The organism is Pseudomonas sp. GR 6-02 (assembly GCF_001655615.1).
Lineage (GTDB): Bacteria > Pseudomonadota > Gammaproteobacteria > Pseudomonadales > Pseudomonadaceae > Aquipseudomonas.
The window spans coordinates 6,359,756-6,379,218 of record NZ_CP011567.1; the positions used below are offsets into that span (position 1 = coordinate 6,359,756).

Below are 19,463 nucleotides of genomic sequence, written 5' to 3' on the forward strand. Positions count from 1 at the left end.
CGTCCTCAATGACGTTTCAGCTATCCGTTGTTCCGTTCTTTGCTCTGAATGCCGTTATGCAACGGCCACGCTCAGCGGCGGCGTTGCCTGGTACTGTGTTCTTCGTAGGCACGGCTGAATTCCCGACCGAACAGGTCCTGGAAATCCTCCTGGGCCTCACGGGAAATATTGCTGTAGAGCTCGGTGAACTGCTGCCAGTACTGGGCCTGTCGTGAACCATTGAAAATGCTCGACAGGCCACCGGGCTTGCCCATGCGCTCTTCCAGTTGTGCCGGCTCGAAACGCGCCAGCAGATGCTTGATCGCCGCTTCCACACCGGCCATCACCGCCAACTGGTGGGCACGCAAGTCATCGAAGCTGTCGCGCACCGCCAGGTCCGGCGCCATGAACGCCTGATTGGTGTGGCGCAACAGCAGCAGCAAGGCCTCATCGACGTTGGGAGCGAATTTCAGCGGGTTGTTTTCCACCGGCTGAATCATCGTCTGCTGAATGCGAAACTCGCCCTTGAGGCTGCTGCGGGCGCGCAAGACATCGATCAGGCCTTCGACCATCAATCGATAACTGCGGCCTATGCTTTCCATCTGCGCTTCGGCCTGGGCCTTTTCCAGGCGCACTTGATCCAGCCCGGCGCCGCGCAGAAAGGCTCGTAACAGGTCGGGTTGCGAATGGTCGACCGGGCTGACCGGATTGACCGGGGGCTCAACGATAGCCACGGGCGGTTCGCGCAGGGGTGCCGGCTCGATCGGTACGCTGATTTGAGGTACGGGTGGTGGCGCAACTTCTGCAACAGGCAAGGGGGCGACAGGCAGGGGGGCAACCGCCACTGGCGCGGGCTTGTCGCTGAACAGGTCCCAATCTTCCGGAATCACCGGCGCTGGGGCTGGGGCCGACGCCAGCGGCACAGGCTCGGCCATGGGCGTCGGGTTGGGGATCGGGGTCGGTGGGCGGAAGTCGTGCTGCTCAGCCGGGACATGGTCGGACTGGGTGGCCGGCGGGACGGTGGTCGGTGCCAGAAAGTCGAACAAGTCCGGCAGCGTGTCCATGGCCGACACACCCTGGAAATGTGCAGGTGGTGTCATGGGCGACGATGTCGGCGTAGCCACGCCGGCGCCCTGACGCCCCATCAGAGCCTCGAAGCTGTTGGACGAATCGGCAAAAGGGTTGTTGTCAGTCACCGGCAGATTGAAATCGATACGCGCCTGGATTTCATAATCACCTATGCGGATAACTTCCCCATCTTGCAATGGCTCGCTGTTTCCTTTGCGCAGACGAATGCCGGCCTTAACCAATTCCACACCATTAGTGCTGTTATCGGTTAAATAATACCGGCCATCTTTATATTGAATAACGCAATGCTTTCCGGAAACCAAGCGCTCTGGATCGGGCAATACCCAGTCATTATCAGAATTACGGCCAATTGCCATTACTCCCTGATCCATGGATTTTTCAGAGCATTGACCAGGGGTAATCTTGTGATAACTAGTGATAGTCAAACACAGCGGCATCTTGCCTCCTTGCTGCACACTTTGCGCGCCGGCGAATGAAGGGATCAATCCCCGCGAAGCTCGCCGACAAACCTTGCAAACAACCTAAAAAACAGCTTTTTACCAGCACATTTGCTGATCTTAACCGGTTTACGTGACAAAAAATCTGCGTCAGTACCTTCTTGGACCTACCGGTCGCGAGGGTTGTTAAGCACCTCACATCTGTCACACAGGAGAAATAGCTTACCTTGACAAGCCATAAGTACTACACCAAAAATGAACAACTTTCTTGAATACAGTGATGGCACTTTAAGATCACAGAGGATCCAAAGGGCCATTACACACAAGGAAACATGCGAAGTTCCACTTGGAACTAACGTGTGAACTGCCCGTTTCTGTCGCGGGCGATAGGGAGATCAATTTCAGTGGAAGTGCCTTTGCTGCTCGCCGCCGTTTCCGCGACTTCGCCTTGTGGCGAAGATCTGGAATACGACGCTGACTTTTTGCGCCTGGAACGCGATTCCCAAGGCCAGCCCGAGCGCAGCATGGGCGATTCGATATTGCCTGCCGAACCGCCTGAATGGCGCAGCATCCAGCAGCAAAGCCTGGATTTGTTGCAACGCAGCAAAGACCTGCGTATCACCCATTTCCTTTTGCAAAGTTCCCTTGCCCTGGAAGGTGTCCCCGGCCTGGCCCGCGTCCTGACGCTGATCAGCGAATTGCTCAAGCAATACTGGGCCGACCTGCATCCACGCCTGGATGCCGAAGACGACAACGATCCCACCGTGCGCATCAATGCCCTCGCCGGCCTGGCGTCCGATGCCACCATTCGCCTGCTGCGCGAAAGCATCCTGGCCCGTTCGCGAACCTTTGGCGCTGTCAGCCTGCGCGCCGCCGCCAACGCCAGCGGTCTGCAAAGCTTCCCTGACGAAAACCTCGGCGCCGAACAACTCGCCGGAGCGTTCCTCGACAGCGATCCCGAACAGTTGGACATCATCCGCAAAGCCTTGCACGAGGCCCGCAGCGCCGCCGAGACCATCGAGCAACACGTCAGCGAACAAGTCGGCTCCGCCCAGGGCGTTGACCTTGGCCCATTGAAGCAACCGCTCAAAATGGCCTTGCAGATTCTCGGCCAGTTCGCCCCGCAGAGCGGCGACAGCCCCCAGCCCGATGCCATCAGCGACGACAGTGCCGCGCCGGTTGAATACCCCACCGCGCCAAGCGCGCCGCGCAACGCCAACGCCAGCAGCGGCGAAATCAACAACCGTGACGACGTGCTGCGCAGCCTGGACCGGATTCTTGCGTATTACACCCGTCACGAGCCCTCCAGCCCCCTGCCGGTGCTGTTGAATCGGGCAAAGAATCTGGTGCACGCCGACTTCGCGGCGATCGTGCGCAACCTGATTCCCGACGGCATCAGCCAATTTGAAAACCTGCGCGGACCAGACAGCGAATAAAAGCGTACGGATCACGCAGTCACGTCACCGGCACCGCCGATGACGCCAACACCGTCGCTTGAGCGACCAGGAGCAGCAACGTGGCGAAGCAAAGTTCTCAGAAATTCATCGCGCGCAACCGTGCGCCTCGAGTGCAGATCGAGTACGACGTCGAGCTTTACGGCGCCGAGAAAAAGGTCCAGTTGCCCTTCGTAATGGGCGTTATGGCTGACCTCGCCGGCAAGCCCGCCGAGCCTCTGGCACCTGTGGCCGATCGCAAGTTCCTTGAAGTGGATGTGGACAACTTCGACTCCCGCCTCAAGGCCATGCAGCCACGCGTTGCGTTCCACGTGCCCAACGAGCTGACCGGCGAAGGCAACCTGAGCCTGGACATCACCTTTGAAAGCATGGACGACTTCAGCCCGGCCGCCGTGGCGCGCAAAGTCGACTCGCTAAACAAGCTGCTCGAAGCGCGCACTCAATTGGCCAACCTGCTGACCTACATGGACGGCAAGACCGGTGCCGAAGAAATCATCATGAAGGCCATCAAGGATCCGGCGCTGCTCCAGGCACTTGCCAGTGCGCCCAAGCCCGCCGAGCCTCAGGCTTAATCAGGACGAATGATCATGACCGATCCAGTACGCGCAAGCGCCCAGACACTGGGCACCACCGAAGAAGCCAGCGAGTTCGCCTCCCTGCTGCTGCAAGAATTCAAACCCAAGACCGAACGCGCCCGTGAAGCCGTCGAGACCGCCGTGCGCACCCTGGCCGAGCAGGCCCTGGCGCAGACCGACCTGGTGTCCAACGACGCCATCAAGTCGATCGAGTCGATCATCGCCGCCATCGACGCCAAGCTCACCGCCCAGGTCAACCAGGTCATCCATCACCCGGAGTTCCAGCAACTGGAAAGCGCCTGGCGTGGCTTGCACTACCTGGTCAACAACACCGAGAGCGACGAGCAGCTCAAGATCCGCGTGCTCAACATCTCCAAGACCGACCTGCACAAGACCCTGAAGAAATTCAAGGGCACCGCATGGGACCAGAGCCCGATCTTCAAAAAGATGTACGAAGAAGAATACGGCCAGTTCGGCGGCGAACCTTACGGCTGCCTGGTGGGCGATTACTACTTCGACCAGTCGCCGCCGGATGTCGAATTGCTGGGCGAACTGTCGAAAGTCTGCGCCGCCATGCACGCACCATTCATTGCCGCCGCATCGCCGACCGTGATGGGCATGGGCTCGTGGCAGGAACTGTCGAACCCGCGCGATCTGACCAAAATCTTCACCACCCCGGAATATGCCGGCTGGCGCTCGCTGCGTGAATCGGAAGACTCGCGTTACATCGGCCTGACCATGCCGCGCTTCCTGGCACGCCTGCCGTACGGTGCCAAGACCGACCCGGTGGAAGCCTTCGCCTTCGAAGAAAACACCGACGGCGCCGACAGCTCCAAGTACACCTGGGCCAACGCCGCTTACGCGATGGCGGTGAACATCAACCGCTCGTTCAAACACTTTGGCTGGTGCTCGCGCATTCGTGGCGTGGAGTCTGGTGGTGAAGTGGAGAACCTGCCGGCGCACACCTTCCCGACCGACGACGGTGGCGTGGACATGAAGTGCCCGACCGAAATCGCCATTTCGGACCGCCGTGAAGCGGAACTGGCGAAGAACGGTTTCATGCCGCTGCTGCACAAGAAAAACACCGACTTCGCCGCGTTCATCGGCGCCCAGTCGCTGCAAAAGCCGGCCGAGTACGACGACCCGGATGCTACCGCCAACGCCAACCTGGCTGCGCGCCTGCCCTACCTGTTCGCCACCTGCCGTTTCGCCCATTACTTGAAGTGCATCGTGCGCGACAAGATCGGCTCCTTCAAAGAGAAGGACGAAATGCAGCGCTGGTTGCAGGACTGGATCCTCAACTACGTCGACGGTGACCCAGCGCACTCCACCGAAACCACCAAGGCCCAGCACCCATTGGCGGCGGCCGAAGTGATTGTCGAAGAGGTGGAAGGCAACCCGGGGTATTACAACTCCCGGTTCTACCTGCGCCCGCACTATCAGCTCGAAGGTCTGACTGTGTCACTGCGCCTGGTATCCAAGCTGCCTTCGGCCAAAGGCGCGTAACACCGCCCTTGATGTGATCGTTCCCACGCTCAGCGTGGGAACGATCAGAAAAACACAACGTGGTAGACACCACACAGGGAGAGAACATGGCTGTTGATATTTTCATCAAGATCGGCGACATCAAGGGCGAGTCCATGGACAAGGCCCACAAGGACGAAATCGACGTCTTGAACTGGAGCTGGGGCATGTCTCAGTCCGGCAATATGCACGTGGGCGGCGGCGGCGGAGCCGGCAAGGTGAACGTCCAGGACCTGTCGCTGACCAAGTACGTCGACAAGGCTACACCCAACCTGATGATGCACTGCGCCAGCGGCAAGCACATCGACAAGGTCAAGCTGACCGTGCGCAAGGCCGGCGGCGAAAGCCAGGTCGAGTACATGATCATCAACCTGGAAGAAGTGCTGATCAGTTCCCTGAGCACCGGCGGCTCGGGCAGCGATGATCGTCTGACTGAAAACGTCACCCTGAACTTCGCCAAGGTGCTGGTGGACTACCAGCCGCAAAAAGCCGACGGCACCAAGGAAGGCGGGCCGATCAAGTTCGGCTGGAACATCCGCCAGAACGTCAAGGTGTAATCGAACGTGCCCCCGTCGTTATGCGCCGGGGGCATTTTGGTGCTTGCTCGAATCCAATCCTTTCCCATCCGGTGTCTGAGTCATGGCCAAGCCTTCGTTTGTCAATTTGTGGAAAGCCTATTCCGACCTTCTGGTTACGTATCCTGACGCCAAGCCCTGTGAGGGCCCTTGGGAAAACCAGTGTGCTATCCGCATGAGCGCGACACTCAATGCAGAGCTGACCATCAAGGTCAACAAATCCACCTATACCGAACCCAAGTGTGCACATGAGCACGCCCGGGGTGCCGAGTCGCTGGCGAACTGGTTGTGGAAGCATCATCTGGGGCGGCCAACCATTCTGGGTAACAGCGCCGAGGAGCGTCGCACGTTGATGGGCAAGACCGGGCTTATCTTCTTCAAGGACTGTTTCCAGCAGTCAGGGGAGTCGGCGGACAATCGTACTGGCGATCATATTGATCTATGGAATCGGGGCCTGACCCAAACCGGCGACCTCTTTTACAGGTCCAGAGCTGTCTGGTTCTGGGAGCTCGCATAATGAAAAATCACCGGCTCGCCATGTGCCTGGCGATAAGCCTGACCAGCCTGAGCGCATGCGCCGAACATGCCCAGATGCCAACAACCCAGGCCGTCTTTGTTGGGCAGCAACTCAGCCTGATTGACGACCAGGGTCAATGCACGCTGGTCAAACCCGACCAGAGTCGCATGAAGCTGGACATGGAATGGCCTTGCAGCTTCAGCCTGAATAAACAACAGCAACTGCGCGTAGAAACGTTCAACAACATCCCGATATTTTCGGTCTGGCGCAGCGAGCACATGCCTGCGCCCAGCCGCGACTGCCTCAGCAAAATGCAGGCTATCCGCCAGATCCCGGGAGGGCTGGAGGCGGGAGCGGTCAACACGTTTGCGTCCTGCGGCACGGGAGGGGACCAAAAAATGTATGTAGCGCCATTTACGTGGTAACCGACATCGCCACCCGTGATCGCCTGCAACCGTCCCTGCTGGATCGGTTGACCGACGACGACCCAGGCAACCTCAAGGAAAGCGCCGACAAGCGCGTGCTGTCCCTGACCCAACTCAAAGCCTCGGTGTTGCGGGACCTGGCGTGGCTGCTCAACACCACTTCATTGCTCAGCGCCGATGCGACGCTGCACACACCGGCCGGCACTTCGGTGGTCAACTTCGGGCTGCCAGCCCTGGCCGGCAACAGTGCATCGAACGTCGATATCGCGGCGCTTGAAGCACTGATCCACCAGGCCATCGCCACGTTCGAGCCGCGAATTCTGCGCCATACCCTGCGCGTGCGGGCCCGGGCATCCGCCGAGATGAATCACAACGCCCTGAGTTTCGAGATCGAAGGCGATCTCTGGGCGCAGCCAGTGCCGCTGCGCCTGATGCTGCAAACCGACCTGGACCTGGAATCCGGCCATGTGCGAGTGGTCAACGCCGACCAGCGGAGACACTCATGAACCCGCGCCTGCTGGAACTGTACAACCAGGAATTGCACCACGTGCGCGAAAGCGCGGCGGAGTTCGCCCAGGAATACCCGAAAATCGCCAGTCGGCTGACGTTGTCCGGCATGGACTGCGCCGATCCGTACGTCGAGCGCTTACTGGAAGGGTTCGCCTACCTGACGGCGCGGGTACAGCTCAAGCTCGATGCCGAATACCCGACCTTCACCCACAACCTGCTGGAAATCGCGTACCCCCATTACCTGGCGCCAACACCGTCGATGACCGTGGTGCAATTTCAGGCAGACCCCGATGAAGGCTCACTGAGCAGCGGCTTCCCGTTGCCCCGGGATACGGTTCTGCGCGCAGCCCTGGGTCGCGAAAGCCAAACCTGCTGTGAGTACCGCTCCGCCCATGCGGTGACGTTGTGGCCATTGCAGGTCAGCCAGGCCGAGTACTTCGGCAACCCGTCCGCCGTGCTCGGGCGCCTGGCCGCCAGTGCCCCCAAGGCCAAGGCTGGCCTGCGCCTGACCCTGCGCACCGGTGCCGAACTGCCGTTCAACAGTCTGGCCCTGGACAACCTGCCGCTGTACCTCAACGGCGCCGACGAACAACCCTTTCGCCTCTACGAACAGTTGCTGGGTAACGCCTGCGCCGTCTTCGCCCGTCAGCCCGGCGGCGATTGGGTAGAACGCCTGCCCCAGGATGCACTGCGCTCCGTGGGGTTCGACGATACCGACGCCGCGCTGCCCGTGGTGTCGCGAGCCTTCCAGGGCTATCGCCTGTTGCAGGAATACTTCGCCCTGCCCCGCCGCTTTCTGTTTGTCGACTTCACCGGGTTGAGCCGGGCGGTCAAACGCTGCCAGGGCCAGGAGCTGGAATTGATCGTGCTGTTCGACCGTCACGATCCGAGCCTGGAAGGCAGTGTCGGTGCCGCACAGTTCCTGCCGTTCTGCACCCCGGCAATCAACTTGTTTCCCAAGCGCCTGGATCGCATCCACTTGTCGGAACGGGTGAATGAACACCATGTGATCGCCGACCGTACCCGGCCGATGGATTTCGAGATTCATTCCCTGACCGCCCTCACCGGCCATGGCACCGGGTCGGAACAGCCTTTTTTGCCGTTCTACGCCGTCCGCGATCCGTCTCGCTACGGCCGCGATCAGGCGTATTACACGGTGCGGCGCGAACCCCGCATGCTCTCCAGCGGCCAGCGGCGCAACGGCCCACGTTCGACTTACATCGGCAGCGAAACCTTCGTCAGTCTGGTGGACAGCCAGCAGGCGCCCTATCGTCACGACCTGCGCCAATTGGGCGTAACGGCGTTGTGCACCAACCGCGACCTGCCCCTGTTCATGAGCGTGGGCAACAACAAGACCGACTTCACCCTGGCCGACAGCGCACCGGTAGCCGCGGTACGCTGCGTGGCCGGCCCGAGCCGCCCACGCGCCAGCCATGCCCACGACGCCAAGGCCTGGCGGTTGATCAGCCAGCTTTCGCTCAATTACTTGTCCCTCAGCGAGCAAGGCCAGGGCGCCGCCGCCCTGCGCGAGCTGCTGCGCCTGTATGGCGACGACAACGATGCAGCCTTGCAATTGCAGATCGAAGGCCTGCGCGAAGTCAGCAGCAAGGCCTGCACCCGACGTTTGCCAATGCCGGGCCCGATCGTGTTTGGCCGCGGTCTGGAGATCACCCTGGAATTCGATGAGAACGCGTTTCGTGGCACGGGCGTCTTTTTGCTCGGTGCAGTGTTCGAGCGCTTCCTGGCACGTTACGTGTCGATCAACAGTTTTACCGAGACGGTGATCCGTACCACCGAGCGCGGCGAGATCATGCGATGGAAAGCCAAACCCGGACGTCGTCCGACCCTGTGAATACCCTGGACGCGATGCACCAGGAGCCCTGGGAATACGACTTCTTCCAGGCATTACGGCGCATCGAGTGCGAATCGCCTGAGCTTCCGCGCCTGGGTCATTCGTTGCGCCTGGCCGATGACCCCTTGCGCCTTGGGCAACAAGCCGATTGCACCTTCGCCCCCTCGACCCTGGCCTCGGTACAGCCGGGCATCGACGGTTCGCCGGCACGTCTGGAACAATTCTTTTTTGGCCTCGGCGGCCCCAACGGCCCGTTGCCGCTGCACCTCACCGAGTATGTGCGTGAACGCCAGCGCAACAACGCCGACAGCACCAGCAAACGCTTTCTGGATGTATTCCACCATCGCCTGCTGAGCCTGTTTTACCGGGCATGGGCCGAAGCGCGACCGACAGTCAGCCATGATCGCCCGGACGATGACTACTGGTCGGCACGTCTGGCAGCGCTGAGCGGTCGAGGCATGCCGAGCCTGCTCAAACAAGGCCTGATACCCGACACGGCGAAGCTGCATTACAGCGGTCATCTGTCGGCACAAACCCGCTATCCCGACGGTTTGAAGGCAATCATCAGCGAGTACTTCGGCCTGCCGGTGGAGATCGAAGAGTACGTCGGCCAATGGCTGGTGCTGCCGGAGCGCAGCCGCGTGGGCGTCAGCGCCCATCAATTGGGCGTGGATTTTTGCCTGGGCCGCTGCGTCTGGGATCGCCAGCACAAATTCCGCATTCGCCTGGGGCCGCTCAAGCTGGACGACTACATGAGCATGTTGCCCGGCAGCCCATCCTTCAATGAGCTGGTGGCCTGGGTGGCCGAATACCTGGGCCATGAACTGGACTGGGATCTGAACCTGGTTCTGAAACAGCCCGAAGTGCCGACGCTGCAACTCAATGGCCGCTTCCGCCTGGGGTTCAATACCTGGGTGGGCAAGCCCGCAAAAGATGCCAAGGACTTAATACTGGCCCGGCATTACGCCGAGCAAGCCAACACCTCACAGATCTCAAGGAGCCAAGAGCATGGGTGAAATCAGTCGCGCCGCGTTGTTCGGCAAACTCAACAGCGTGGCCTACAAAGCCATCGAAGCCGCCACCGTGTTCTGCAAGTTGCGCGGTAACCCTTATGTGGAACTGGCCCACTGGTTTCATCAGTTGCTGCAATTGCAGGATTCGGACCTGCACCGACTCATCCGCCAGTTCAATATCGAGCCGGCGCGCCTGGCCCGGGACCTGACCGACGCCCTGGACCGTTTGCCACGAGGCTCGACGTCAATCACTGACTTGTCTTCCCATGTGGAAGAAGCCGTGGAGCGTGGCTGGGTCTACGGCAGCCTGATGTTCGGCGAAAGCCAGGTGCGTACCGGTTATCTGGTGCTGGGCATCCTCAAGACCCCAAGCCTGCGCCATGGATTACTGGGACTGTCGGCAGAGTTCGACAAGATCAAGGTCGAGGCCCTGAGCGAGCGTTTTGACGAGTACGTCGGCGACTCGCCGGAAAATGCACTCAGCGCCAGCGATGGTTTCAACGCCGGCAGCGTGCCCGGTGAAGCCAGTGGCGCCATGGCCCCAAGTGCCATGGGCAAGCAGGAAGCGCTCAAGCGTTTTACCGTCGACCTCACCGAACAAGCGCGCAGTGGCAAGCTTGACCCGATCGTCGGCCGTGACGAAGAGATCCGCCAATTGGTAGACATCCTCATGCGTCGTCGGCAGAACAACCCGATTCTGACCGGTGAAGCCGGCGTCGGTAAAACCGCCGTGGTCGAAGGTTTTGCCCTGCGCATCGTCGCCGGTGACGTGCCGCCGGCGCTCAAGGATGTGGAACTGCGCAGCCTGGACGTCGGCCTGTTGCAGGCCGGCGCGAGCATGAAAGGTGAATTCGAACAGCGCCTGCGCCAAGTCATCGAAGACGTCCAGGCCTCACCAAAACCGATCATCCTGTTTATCGACGAAGCCCACACCCTGGTAGGTGCCGGTGGCGCCGCCGGCACCGGGGACGCGGCCAACCTGCTCAAGCCGGCCCTGGCCCGGGGTACCCTGCGCACCGTGGCCGCCACGACCTGGGCCGAGTACAAAAAGCATATCGAAAAAGATCCGGCCCTGACCCGCCGCTTTCAGGTGGTGCAAGTCGCCGAACCGTCGGAAGACAAGGCGCTGCTGATGATGCGCGGCGTGGCCTCGACCATGGAAAAACACCATCAGGTGCAGATCCTCGACGAAGCCCTGGAAGCCTCGGTCAAACTGTCCCATCGCTACATCCCCGCGCGCCAGTTGCCGGACAAATCCGTGAGCCTGCTGGACACCGCCTGCGCCCGCGTTGCCATCAGCCTGCACGCCGTGCCGGCCGAAGTGGACGACAGCCGTCGGCGCATCGAGGCGTTGGAAACCGAGCTGCAGATCATCGCCCGCGAGCACGCCATCGGCATCGTCATCGGCGCCCGCCAAACCCAAAGTGAAAACCTGCTGAGTGCCGAACGCGAACGCCTCGCCGAGCTGGAAAGTCGCTGGGCCGAAGAGAAAACCCTGGTAGACGAATTGCTCGCCACCCGCGCCACCCTGCGTGAACGCGTCGGCGTGGTGGACAGCGAGGACGGCAGCGAGACCAGCCACGCCTTGCGCGAAAAGCTGGTGGACCTGCAACAGCGTCTCAGCGCCCTGCAAGGCGAAACCCCGTTGATTCTGCCGACGGTCGATTACCAGGCCGTGGCCTCGGTGGTCGCCGACTGGACCGGGATTCCGGTGGGCCGCATGGCCCGTAACGAACTGGAAACCGTGCTCAACCTCGACCTGCACCTGAAAAAACGCATCATCGGCCAGGACCACGCCTTGCAGATGATCGCCAAACGCATCCAGACCTCCCGCGCCGGCCTCGACAACCCGAGCAAGCCGATCGGGGTATTCATGCTCGCCGGCACCTCCGGCGTGGGCAAGACCGAAACCGCCCTGGCCCTGGCCGAAGCCATGTACGGCGGCGAGCAAAACGTCATCACCATCAACATGAGTGAATTCCAGGAAGCTCACACGGTGTCCACCCTCAAGGGCGCGCCACCGGGCTACATCGGCTATGGCGAAGGCGGCGTGCTGACCGAAGCCGTGCGGCGTAAACCCTACAGCGTGGTACTGCTGGACGAGGTGGAAAAGGCTCACCCGGATGTGCACGAGATCTTCTTCCAGGTCTTCGACAAAGGTGTGATGGAGGACGGCGAAGGCCGGGTGATCGACTTCAAGAACACCTTGATTCTGCTGACCACCAACGCTGGCACCGAGCTGATTGCCCAGGTCTGCAAAGACCCGCAAAACGTGCCGGAGCCCGAAGAAATCGCCAAGGCCCTGCGCCAACCACTGCTGGAGATTTTCCCGCCGGCCTTGCTGGGCCGGCTGGTGACCATTCCGTACTACCCGCTCAGCGACGAGATGCTCAAGGCCATTACCCGCCTGCAGCTCAACCGCATCAAGAAGCGCGTGGAGAACACCCACAAGGTGGCCTTCGATTACGACGACGCGGTGATCGACCTGATCGTCTCCCGTTGCACCGAAACCGAAAGCGGCGGGCGGATGATCGACACCATTCTGACCAACAGCCTGCTACCGGACATGAGCCGCGAATTCCTCACTCGCATGCTCGAAGGCAAAGCGCTGGCAGGGGTACGGATCAGCGCCCGGGATAACGAATTGCACTACGACTTCAGTGACGCCGCCTAAGCGGTCCTCCTCAGTAGGAAGGAACCGAGCAGTGACAAGGGATAACTGATGCTATTCAAGCAACTCTCACGCCTGGCAAAGATCACCAGCCCCCTGGGGCCGGATGTGCTGTTGCTCAAGGACATGGGCGGAGACGAAGAATTGGGGCGGCTGTTCAACTATGAGTTGCAGCTGCACTCGCTGGACAACGCCATCGACCTCAACCAGTTGCTCGGCAAACCCATGTGCCTGAGCCTGCAACTGGACGGCGGTGGCGAGCGTCATTTCCATGGCATCGTTGCCCGTTGCAGCCAGAACGTCGACCAGGGCCAGTTCGCCAGTTACCAGGTCACGCTGCGGCCCTGGCTATGGCTGTTGACCCGCACGTCCGATTGCCGGATTTTCCAGAACCTGACCATCCCGCAGATCATCAAGCAGGTGTTTCGTGACCTGGGTTTCTCGGATTTCGAAGATACCCTGAGCCGGCCCTATCGCGAGTGGGAATACTGCGTGCAGTATCGCGAAACCAGCTTCGACTTCGTCAGCCGCCTGATGGAACAGGAAGGAATCTACTACTTCTTCCGCCATGAACAGGGTCGTCATGTGCTGGTGCTGGCCGATGCCTACGGCGCCCATGCCAACGTGCCCGGCTATGCCTCGGTGCCCTACTACCCCAAGAATGAGCAGCAGCGCGAACGCGATCACATCTACGATTGGCACCTGGCCCAGCAAGTCCAGCCGGGCTCGCTGGAACTCAACGACTATGACTTCCAGCGCCCTGGCGCGCGGATTGACGTGCGCTCGGCCATGCCCCGTCCGCACACCGCCGGCGATTATCCGCTGTACGACTACCCCGGCACCTATGTGCAAAGCGAAGACGGCGAACACTACGCACGTACCCGTATCGAAGCCTTGCAGACCCTGCACGAACAGGTCGAGCTGGCCGGCAACGCCCGAGGCCTGGGGTCGGGTCATTTGTTCAGCCTCACCGGCTTCAGCCGCCAGGACCAGAACCGCGAATACCTGATCGTCGGCGCCCGCTACCACATTGACCAGGAAAGCCTGGAAACCAGCGGTGGCGTGGCTTCGGCGCAGTTCGAAAGCAGCCTGACCTGCATAGATGCACAACAAAGCTATCGCCCCCTGCCCAACACCCACCGCCCAATCGTCAAAGGCCCGCAGACCGCACTGGTGGTCGGCCCCAAGGGCGAGGAAATCTGGACCGACCAGTTCGGCCGGGTGAAGGTGCACTTCTACTGGGACCGTCACGACCAATCCAACGAAAACAGTTCATGCTGGATTCGCGTGTCGCAATCCTGGGCCGGAAAAAACTGGGGCTCGATGCAGATCCCACGAATCGGCCAGGAAGTCATCGTCAGCTTCCTCGAAGGCGACCCGGATCGGCCGATCATCACCGGCCGCGTCTACAACGCCGAACAGACCGTGCCCTACGACTTGCCGGAAAACGCTACCCAGAGCGGCATGAAAAGCCGTTCGAGCAAGGGCGGCTCGCCGGCCAATTTCAACGAAATCCGCATGGAAGACAAAAAAGGCGCCGAGCAGTTGTACATCCATGCCGAGCGCAATCAGGACATCGTGGTCGAGGTGGATGAAAGCCACTCGGTGGGCCACGACCGCAACAAAAGCATCGGGCATAACGAGACGGTGACCATCGGCAACAACCGCCTGCGCATCGTCAAGCAGGAAGACATTCTGTCGGTGGGCCAGCGCAAGACCGACAGCATCAGCCAGAGCTACGTCATCGAAGTGGGCGAAAACCTGCGGCTGGTGTGCGGCGAAAGCATCCTGGAGCTCAATGCCAGCGGCCAGATCAACCTGACCGGCGTGCAAATCAGCTTCTATGCCAGCGGTGACGCCGAGATCAACACCGGCGGCGTGCTGCACCTGAACAACGGCGGCGGCCCTGGCGCCACGCCTGACGGCCAGGGCGTCAAGGCCAGCATCGACGCCAATATCAATGCCGCATTCCCCAAGCCCAAGGGCTAACCACGAGATTCAAGCGCCATGACTTACCGCATCAATGAGTTCCAGTTCCAGCTGCCGGCAGGCGAGCTGCAAGACGCGACGATCAACATCCTCAAGTTCCCCGAACTGGGCACCTCGCTGATTGTCAGCCGCAGCTTGCTGGCCGAGGGCGAAACCCTGCAAAGCAACTTCGACGACCAGCTCAAGCGCCTGGAAAAACAAGTGCAGGACTTGCGTTTTCAGCCGGGCGTCGCCGTGCGCCTGGGCGCCAGCCAGGAGGTCGAAGGCATCGAGTTGCGCAGCCAGTTCAACAAGGGCAACGACAAAGTTTTCCAGTATCAATTGGCGCTGGTATTGCCCGGCACCCGTAAAATGCTCGCCCTGAGCTACGTGAAGGCGGAAAAACTCGGCGATGCCGAAGCCGCGCATTGGGCAACCATCAAGAGTTCGCTGTTGTTCGACGTTCCGGCCTGATGAGCACCCTGCATGTCTGACGCACTCTGGGCCGCCCGGCTGGGCGATGCACTCGACCACACCTCGATGATGGCCGACATTCTTGGCGGCGTGCTGGAGGTGGCAGCGAACATCGCGATCACCGCGGTGGCGACGGCTGCCGTGGTGGCGGCCACGGGCATCACTGTCGCCACCGGCGGCCTCGGCTGCTTCCTGCTCGGCGCGGTGGTGGGCACCATCGTCGGCCTCGCCATGAGCAAGACCGGGGCCGACAAGGGCTTGAGCAACCTGTGCGAGAGCTTCAGCAATGCGCTGTTTCCGCCCACGGTGCAGGCGACGATTCTCACCGGTTCCACCAACACCCTGACCAACAACATGCCCGCCGCCCGGGCCGCCGGGGCGATTCCGTCCCATGTTGCGCCGGCCGGCACCGAGCTGGAGGCACCCGAGCCCGAAGCCGAGCCCAGCTATCTGGACATCGCCGAGAGCTTCTTCTCGCAGATGTGGCGCCCCACCGTCGCCACCCCGGCGCCCGGCGCAGTGCCCAAGCCGCTGGATCTGGTCACCTGCATGAAGCATCCGCCGATGCCGCCGCAGTTTCTGGCCGAGGGCTCGGACAAAGTCACCATCAACGGCCAGCCCGCCGTGCGCAGCGGCGACCGCACCACCTGCGACGCCAAGGTCGTATCGTCCGGGCTGATCTCATCGAACGTGACCATTGGTGGCGGTTCGGTGGTAGTACGTGAGATCCGCAGCGGCAAGACCCCGGGCGTGGGGCTGGCGGTCACCGCGTTGCTGATGCTCAAGGGCGGCAAGGGCAAGTTCTTCAGCAAATTGCCGTGCATGCTGATCGGCGGCGCGACGTCGATGGCTGTCAGCAGCGCCATGGGCGCCATGGCCAACGCCGCCATGGGTTCGTCGAACCCGGTGCATGCCGCCACCGGGGCCAAGGTGCTAGGTGGGGACGAAGAGCTGGATTTCGTGCTGCCGGGCATCTTGCCGATCGATTGGCAGCGCTTCTACAACAGCCGTGACGAACGCCGCGACGGGCTGTTCGGCGCCGGTTGGAGCGTGTCCTACGAGGTGTGTGTTGAAATCCTGCCTCACCCGGAGGGTGGAGAAACGCTGGTCTACACCGATGAGCAGGGCCGGCGCATCGATATGGGCTCGATTCCTCTGGGCGGCGCGGTGTTCAGTGCGGGTGAAGGGCTGAGTGTTCGGCGGCACGTTAATGGACAACTGTTGATCGAAAGCGATGACGGCATGTACCGCTTGTTCAATCCGACGCCGGGCAATACAGCACTGCTGCGCCTTGATCAATTGGGCGACCGCAATGACAACCGTATCCACCTCGACTATGACGAAACCGGACGGTTGGCGCGCCTGCGGGATACTTTCGATCTGGTGCAGGTCGAGCTGATTCAAGAAGGCGGTCGTGTGGCTCGGGTGGAACGTCTGTACCCCGATCAACACCGCGAAATACTCGTCAGCTACGGTTACGACGCAATGGGCAATCTGGCCGAAGTGCGCGATGCCATCGGCCAGGTACAACGGCGCTTCGCCTACGACGCCGGGCGGCGGATGGTCGAGCATCAGTTGCCCACGGGGCTGCGTTGTTTCTATGAATGGGCGTTGGTTGAAGACCTTGAATGGCGCGTGGTCGGGCACTGGACCGACGAAGGCGACACTTACCAGTTCGACTATGACCTGAAGGCCGGTGTCACACGCATCACCGACGGCTCACAGCGCATCAGCACACGACGCTGGAACACCCAGCACCAGATCACCGAATACACCGACAACCTCGGCCAGACCTGGCAGTTCGAGTGGAACGACGAACGCCAATTGCTCAGCGCGACCGACCCGCTGGGCGGACGCTACGAATACAGCTACGACGACGCCGGCAACCTGATCGGAGAAACCGACCCGCTGGGCCGCAGTGACTCGACCTTATGGCTCGAACACTGGGCCTTGCCGCTGGTGGAAACCGATACCGCGGGCAACAGTTGGCAATATCGCTACGATCAGCGCGGCAACTGCATCGCCGAAACCGATCCGCTGGGCCATGTAACGCGGTACCGCTACGACACCCAGGGCCAGGTCGTCGAGATCATCGACGCCACCGGCAAAAGCAAAAGGCTGCGCTGGAACCCGTTCGGCCAACTGGTCGAACACATCGATTGCTCGGGTTATCCGACGCGGTTCAGCTATGACAACCGGGGCTATCTGCAAACGATCACCGATGCCCTCGGCGAACGCACCCAATTCAGTTACGACGCCCAGGGACGGTTGCTCAGCAGCCAATTGCCGGACGGCCGCACCGAGCAGTATCAGCGCGACGTCAGTGGCCAGTTGACCGGTTATACCGACCCCGCCGGGCACACCACCCTGTATCAACACAACCGCCGCGGCCAGGTGCGTCAGCGTACCGACGCCCATGGCCGGCAGGTGCAGTTCGGATATGACCGCTATGGGCGGCTGCAAGCGCTGACCAATGAGAATGGCGAAAGTTATCGCTTCGCCTGGGATGCAGGGGATCGGCTGACCGAACAGCAGGATCTGGATGGCAGTGCCAAGCGCTACACCTATGACCTGCTGGATAACGTCGCGGCGGTCACGGCTGTGCCGGCGCCTTACGGCAACGGCCTGGCCGTCGTCCCCGAGTCGCCCCCCGCTCCCATCGTTCACCGACTGGAACGCGACGCCGTCGGCCGGCTGATCGCCAAAGTCACCGACGATGGCCGCACCGACTACACCTACGACTCACTGGACCAGCTCACCGCCGTCACCTTCACCGACCACCAGGGCCACGCACAAACCCTGAGCTTCGCCTACGATGCCCTCGGTCAATTGCTCGAAGAACAAAGCGCGGCCGGCAACCTGCACTACCACTACGACGAACTCGGCAATCTGATCCAGACCCAACTGCCCGACGGCCGCTGGCTCAATCGCCTGTACTACGGCAGCGGCCACCTGCACCAGATCAACCTCGACGGCCAGGTCATCAGCGACTTCGAACGCGACCGCCTGCACCGCGAAGTGCTGCGCACCCAGGGCCAGATCAGCACCCGCAGCGAATATGACCGTAGCGGCCGCTTACGCTCACGCCAACGCCGACACACCAGCCAGCCATCGCTGATGCCGGCGGCCGTGCAAAAGCACTTCGAGTACGACCCCGCCGACAACCTGATCGGCAAACTCGACCAGCAACCCGCCACGCAACACCGCCAACTGCTGCACTACGACGCCACCGGCCGCATCATCGCCAGCCAGGACAGCCTGCACGGCCAGCGCGAAACCTTCGCCTACGACGCCGCCGCCAACCTGCTGGACAGCCCACAACCCGGCGCCGGGCTGGTGGTGCACAACAAACTGCTGACCTACCAGGACAAGCGTTATCGCTACGACGCCTTTGGCCGGATGATCGAAAAACGCAGCGCTAAACGAGGCCTGCAGCGCTTCGGTTACGACGCCGAAAGCCGCTTGATTGAAGTGCGCAATGAAAACGGCAGCGTGGTCAGGATGACCTACGACCCACTGGGCCGGCGCATCGAAAAAACCGTACACGACAGCAAGGGTTATCCACTGGGAGAAACCCGCTTCACGTGGGACGGCCTGCGCCTGTTGCAGGAACATCGCCATCAGCAAACCAGCCTCTACCTATACGAAGACGAAGGTTACGAACCCCTGGCCCGCGTCGACGGCACCGGCCCACTGCAAAAAATCCGCTACTACCACAACGACCTCAACGGCCTGCCGGAACAGCTCACCGAGGCGGACGGCCACAACGTCTGGCAGGCGACTTATCGGGTGTGGGGCAACACGTTAGAAGAGGTGCGCGAGCCGTATTACATTGAGGAGCAGAATCTGCGGTTTCAGGGACAGTACCTGGACCGGGAGACGGGGCTGCATTTCAATACGTTCAGGTTTTATGATCCGGATGTGGGGCGGTTTACTACGCCGGATCCGATTGGGTTGGCGGGGGGAATCAATCTTTATCAATACTCACCTAACCCATTCACTTGGATAGACGCTCTGGGCCTAAGTTGCTCGAGCGATGCTAAAGTTCTTGGAAGCCGTTTGGGTAAAGCGCCAAACTCGAACTATCGAGCCCACCATATAGTAATGTCCAATTCGAAGGATGTGCGTATGCGCTGGTTGAGAAGACGTATGGACAGACTTGGCATTGACATAAATCAGAAAGAAAATGGTATATGGCTGCCTGTAAACCCACAGTCCCGTTTACCAAATACAACAGCAACCGCTCATGCCGGGGAAGGAGTACATGGCAATGCGTATAAACAACACGTATGGGAAACCCTAAAAGGGGCGAACACAAAATCTGGATTCGAGTCGGGTTTAAATAAACTCAACTTGGAGCTCAACGGTGGAAAGGTTTTCCCATTAGCAAAGTAGGAGAT

General features: G+C 60.9%; 14 protein-coding genes. 13 read left to right on the plus strand and 1 reads right to left on the minus strand.

Annotated elements, in window-relative coordinates; translation table 11 throughout:
- Positions 1-71: 71 nt before the first annotated feature.
- Complete coding sequence (tagH, locus tag PGR6_RS28340; protein WP_064621132.1) at positions 72-1,505, minus strand: type VI secretion system-associated FHA domain protein TagH; 1,434 nt, start codon at positions 1,503-1,505, stop codon at positions 72-74.
- A gap of 404 nt (positions 1,506-1,909) precedes the next feature.
- Between tagH and tssA the strand changes: the two genes are divergently transcribed.
- The 13 genes from tssA (at position 1,910) to PGR6_RS28405 (ending at position 19,458) form a co-directional block, all read left to right on the plus strand.
- The gene (tssA, locus tag PGR6_RS28345; protein ID WP_064621133.1) at positions 1,910-2,941 is read left to right on the plus strand and encodes a type VI secretion system protein TssA; all 1,032 of its coding nucleotides are present in this window, start codon (positions 1,910-1,912) and stop codon (positions 2,939-2,941) included.
- An 80-nt stretch (positions 2,942-3,021) separates the two neighbouring features.
- Positions 3,022-3,531: a type VI secretion system contractile sheath small subunit gene (gene tssB / locus PGR6_RS28350; protein WP_007894500.1), complete on the plus strand. Its 510-nt coding sequence runs from the start codon at positions 3,022-3,024 to the stop codon at positions 3,529-3,531.
- 15 nt (positions 3,532-3,546) lie between these two features.
- Entirely contained in the window at positions 3,547-5,040 is a 1,494-nt protein-coding gene (gene tssC / locus PGR6_RS28355; RefSeq protein WP_018927417.1) for a type VI secretion system contractile sheath large subunit, read from the plus strand.
- 86 nt (positions 5,041-5,126) lie between these two features.
- Entirely contained in the window at positions 5,127-5,615 is a 489-nt protein-coding gene (locus PGR6_RS28360; RefSeq protein ID WP_018927416.1) for an Hcp family type VI secretion system effector, read from the plus strand.
- 82 nt (positions 5,616-5,697) lie between these two features.
- Positions 5,698-6,150, plus strand: a complete 453-nt coding sequence (locus tag PGR6_RS28365; protein ID WP_018927415.1) for a type VI secretion system amidase effector protein Tae4 — start codon at positions 5,698-5,700, stop codon at positions 6,148-6,150.
- Complete coding sequence (locus tag PGR6_RS28370; protein WP_019650056.1) at positions 6,150-6,575, plus strand: hypothetical protein; 426 nt, start codon at positions 6,150-6,152, stop codon at positions 6,573-6,575. The genes PGR6_RS28365 and PGR6_RS28370 overlap by 1 nt, the downstream gene beginning before the upstream one ends.
- Positions 6,569-7,081 (plus strand): type VI secretion system baseplate subunit TssE, encoded by a 513-nt coding sequence (gene tssE, locus PGR6_RS28375; protein ID WP_018927413.1) that lies wholly within the window; start codon positions 6,569-6,571, stop codon positions 7,079-7,081. Before PGR6_RS28370 ends, tssE begins: the two co-directional genes overlap by 7 nt.
- Positions 7,078-8,937: a type VI secretion system baseplate subunit TssF gene (gene tssF / locus PGR6_RS28380; RefSeq protein WP_064621134.1), complete on the plus strand. Its 1,860-nt coding sequence runs from the start codon at positions 7,078-7,080 to the stop codon at positions 8,935-8,937. The genes tssE and tssF overlap by 4 nt, the downstream gene beginning before the upstream one ends.
- Positions 8,901-9,953, plus strand: coding sequence for a type VI secretion system baseplate subunit TssG (gene tssG / locus PGR6_RS28385; protein WP_064621135.1), 1,053 nt, complete (start codon positions 8,901-8,903; stop codon positions 9,951-9,953). Before tssF ends, tssG begins: the two co-directional genes overlap by 37 nt.
- Positions 9,946-12,624 carry a type VI secretion system ATPase TssH gene (gene tssH / locus PGR6_RS28390; protein ID WP_018927410.1) on the plus strand — a complete coding sequence of 893 codons (2,679 nt, stop codon included), beginning with the start codon at positions 9,946-9,948 and terminating at the stop codon, positions 12,622-12,624. The genes tssG and tssH overlap by 8 nt, the downstream gene beginning before the upstream one ends.
- A 48-nt stretch (positions 12,625-12,672) precedes the next feature.
- On the plus strand, positions 12,673-14,610 hold the full coding sequence (locus PGR6_RS28395; protein ID WP_018927409.1) for a type VI secretion system Vgr family protein: 1,938 nt from the start codon (positions 12,673-12,675) through the stop codon (positions 14,608-14,610).
- An 18-nt stretch (positions 14,611-14,628) separates the two neighbouring features.
- Positions 14,629-15,063: a DcrB-related protein gene (locus tag PGR6_RS28400; RefSeq protein ID WP_052967849.1), complete on the plus strand. Its 435-nt coding sequence runs from the start codon at positions 14,629-14,631 to the stop codon at positions 15,061-15,063.
- A 12-nt stretch (positions 15,064-15,075) separates the two neighbouring features.
- Positions 15,076-19,458, plus strand: coding sequence for an RHS repeat-associated core domain-containing protein (locus PGR6_RS28405; protein ID WP_064621136.1), 4,383 nt, complete (start codon positions 15,076-15,078; stop codon positions 19,456-19,458).
- The last annotated feature ends 5 nt before the right edge of the window (positions 19,459-19,463 follow it).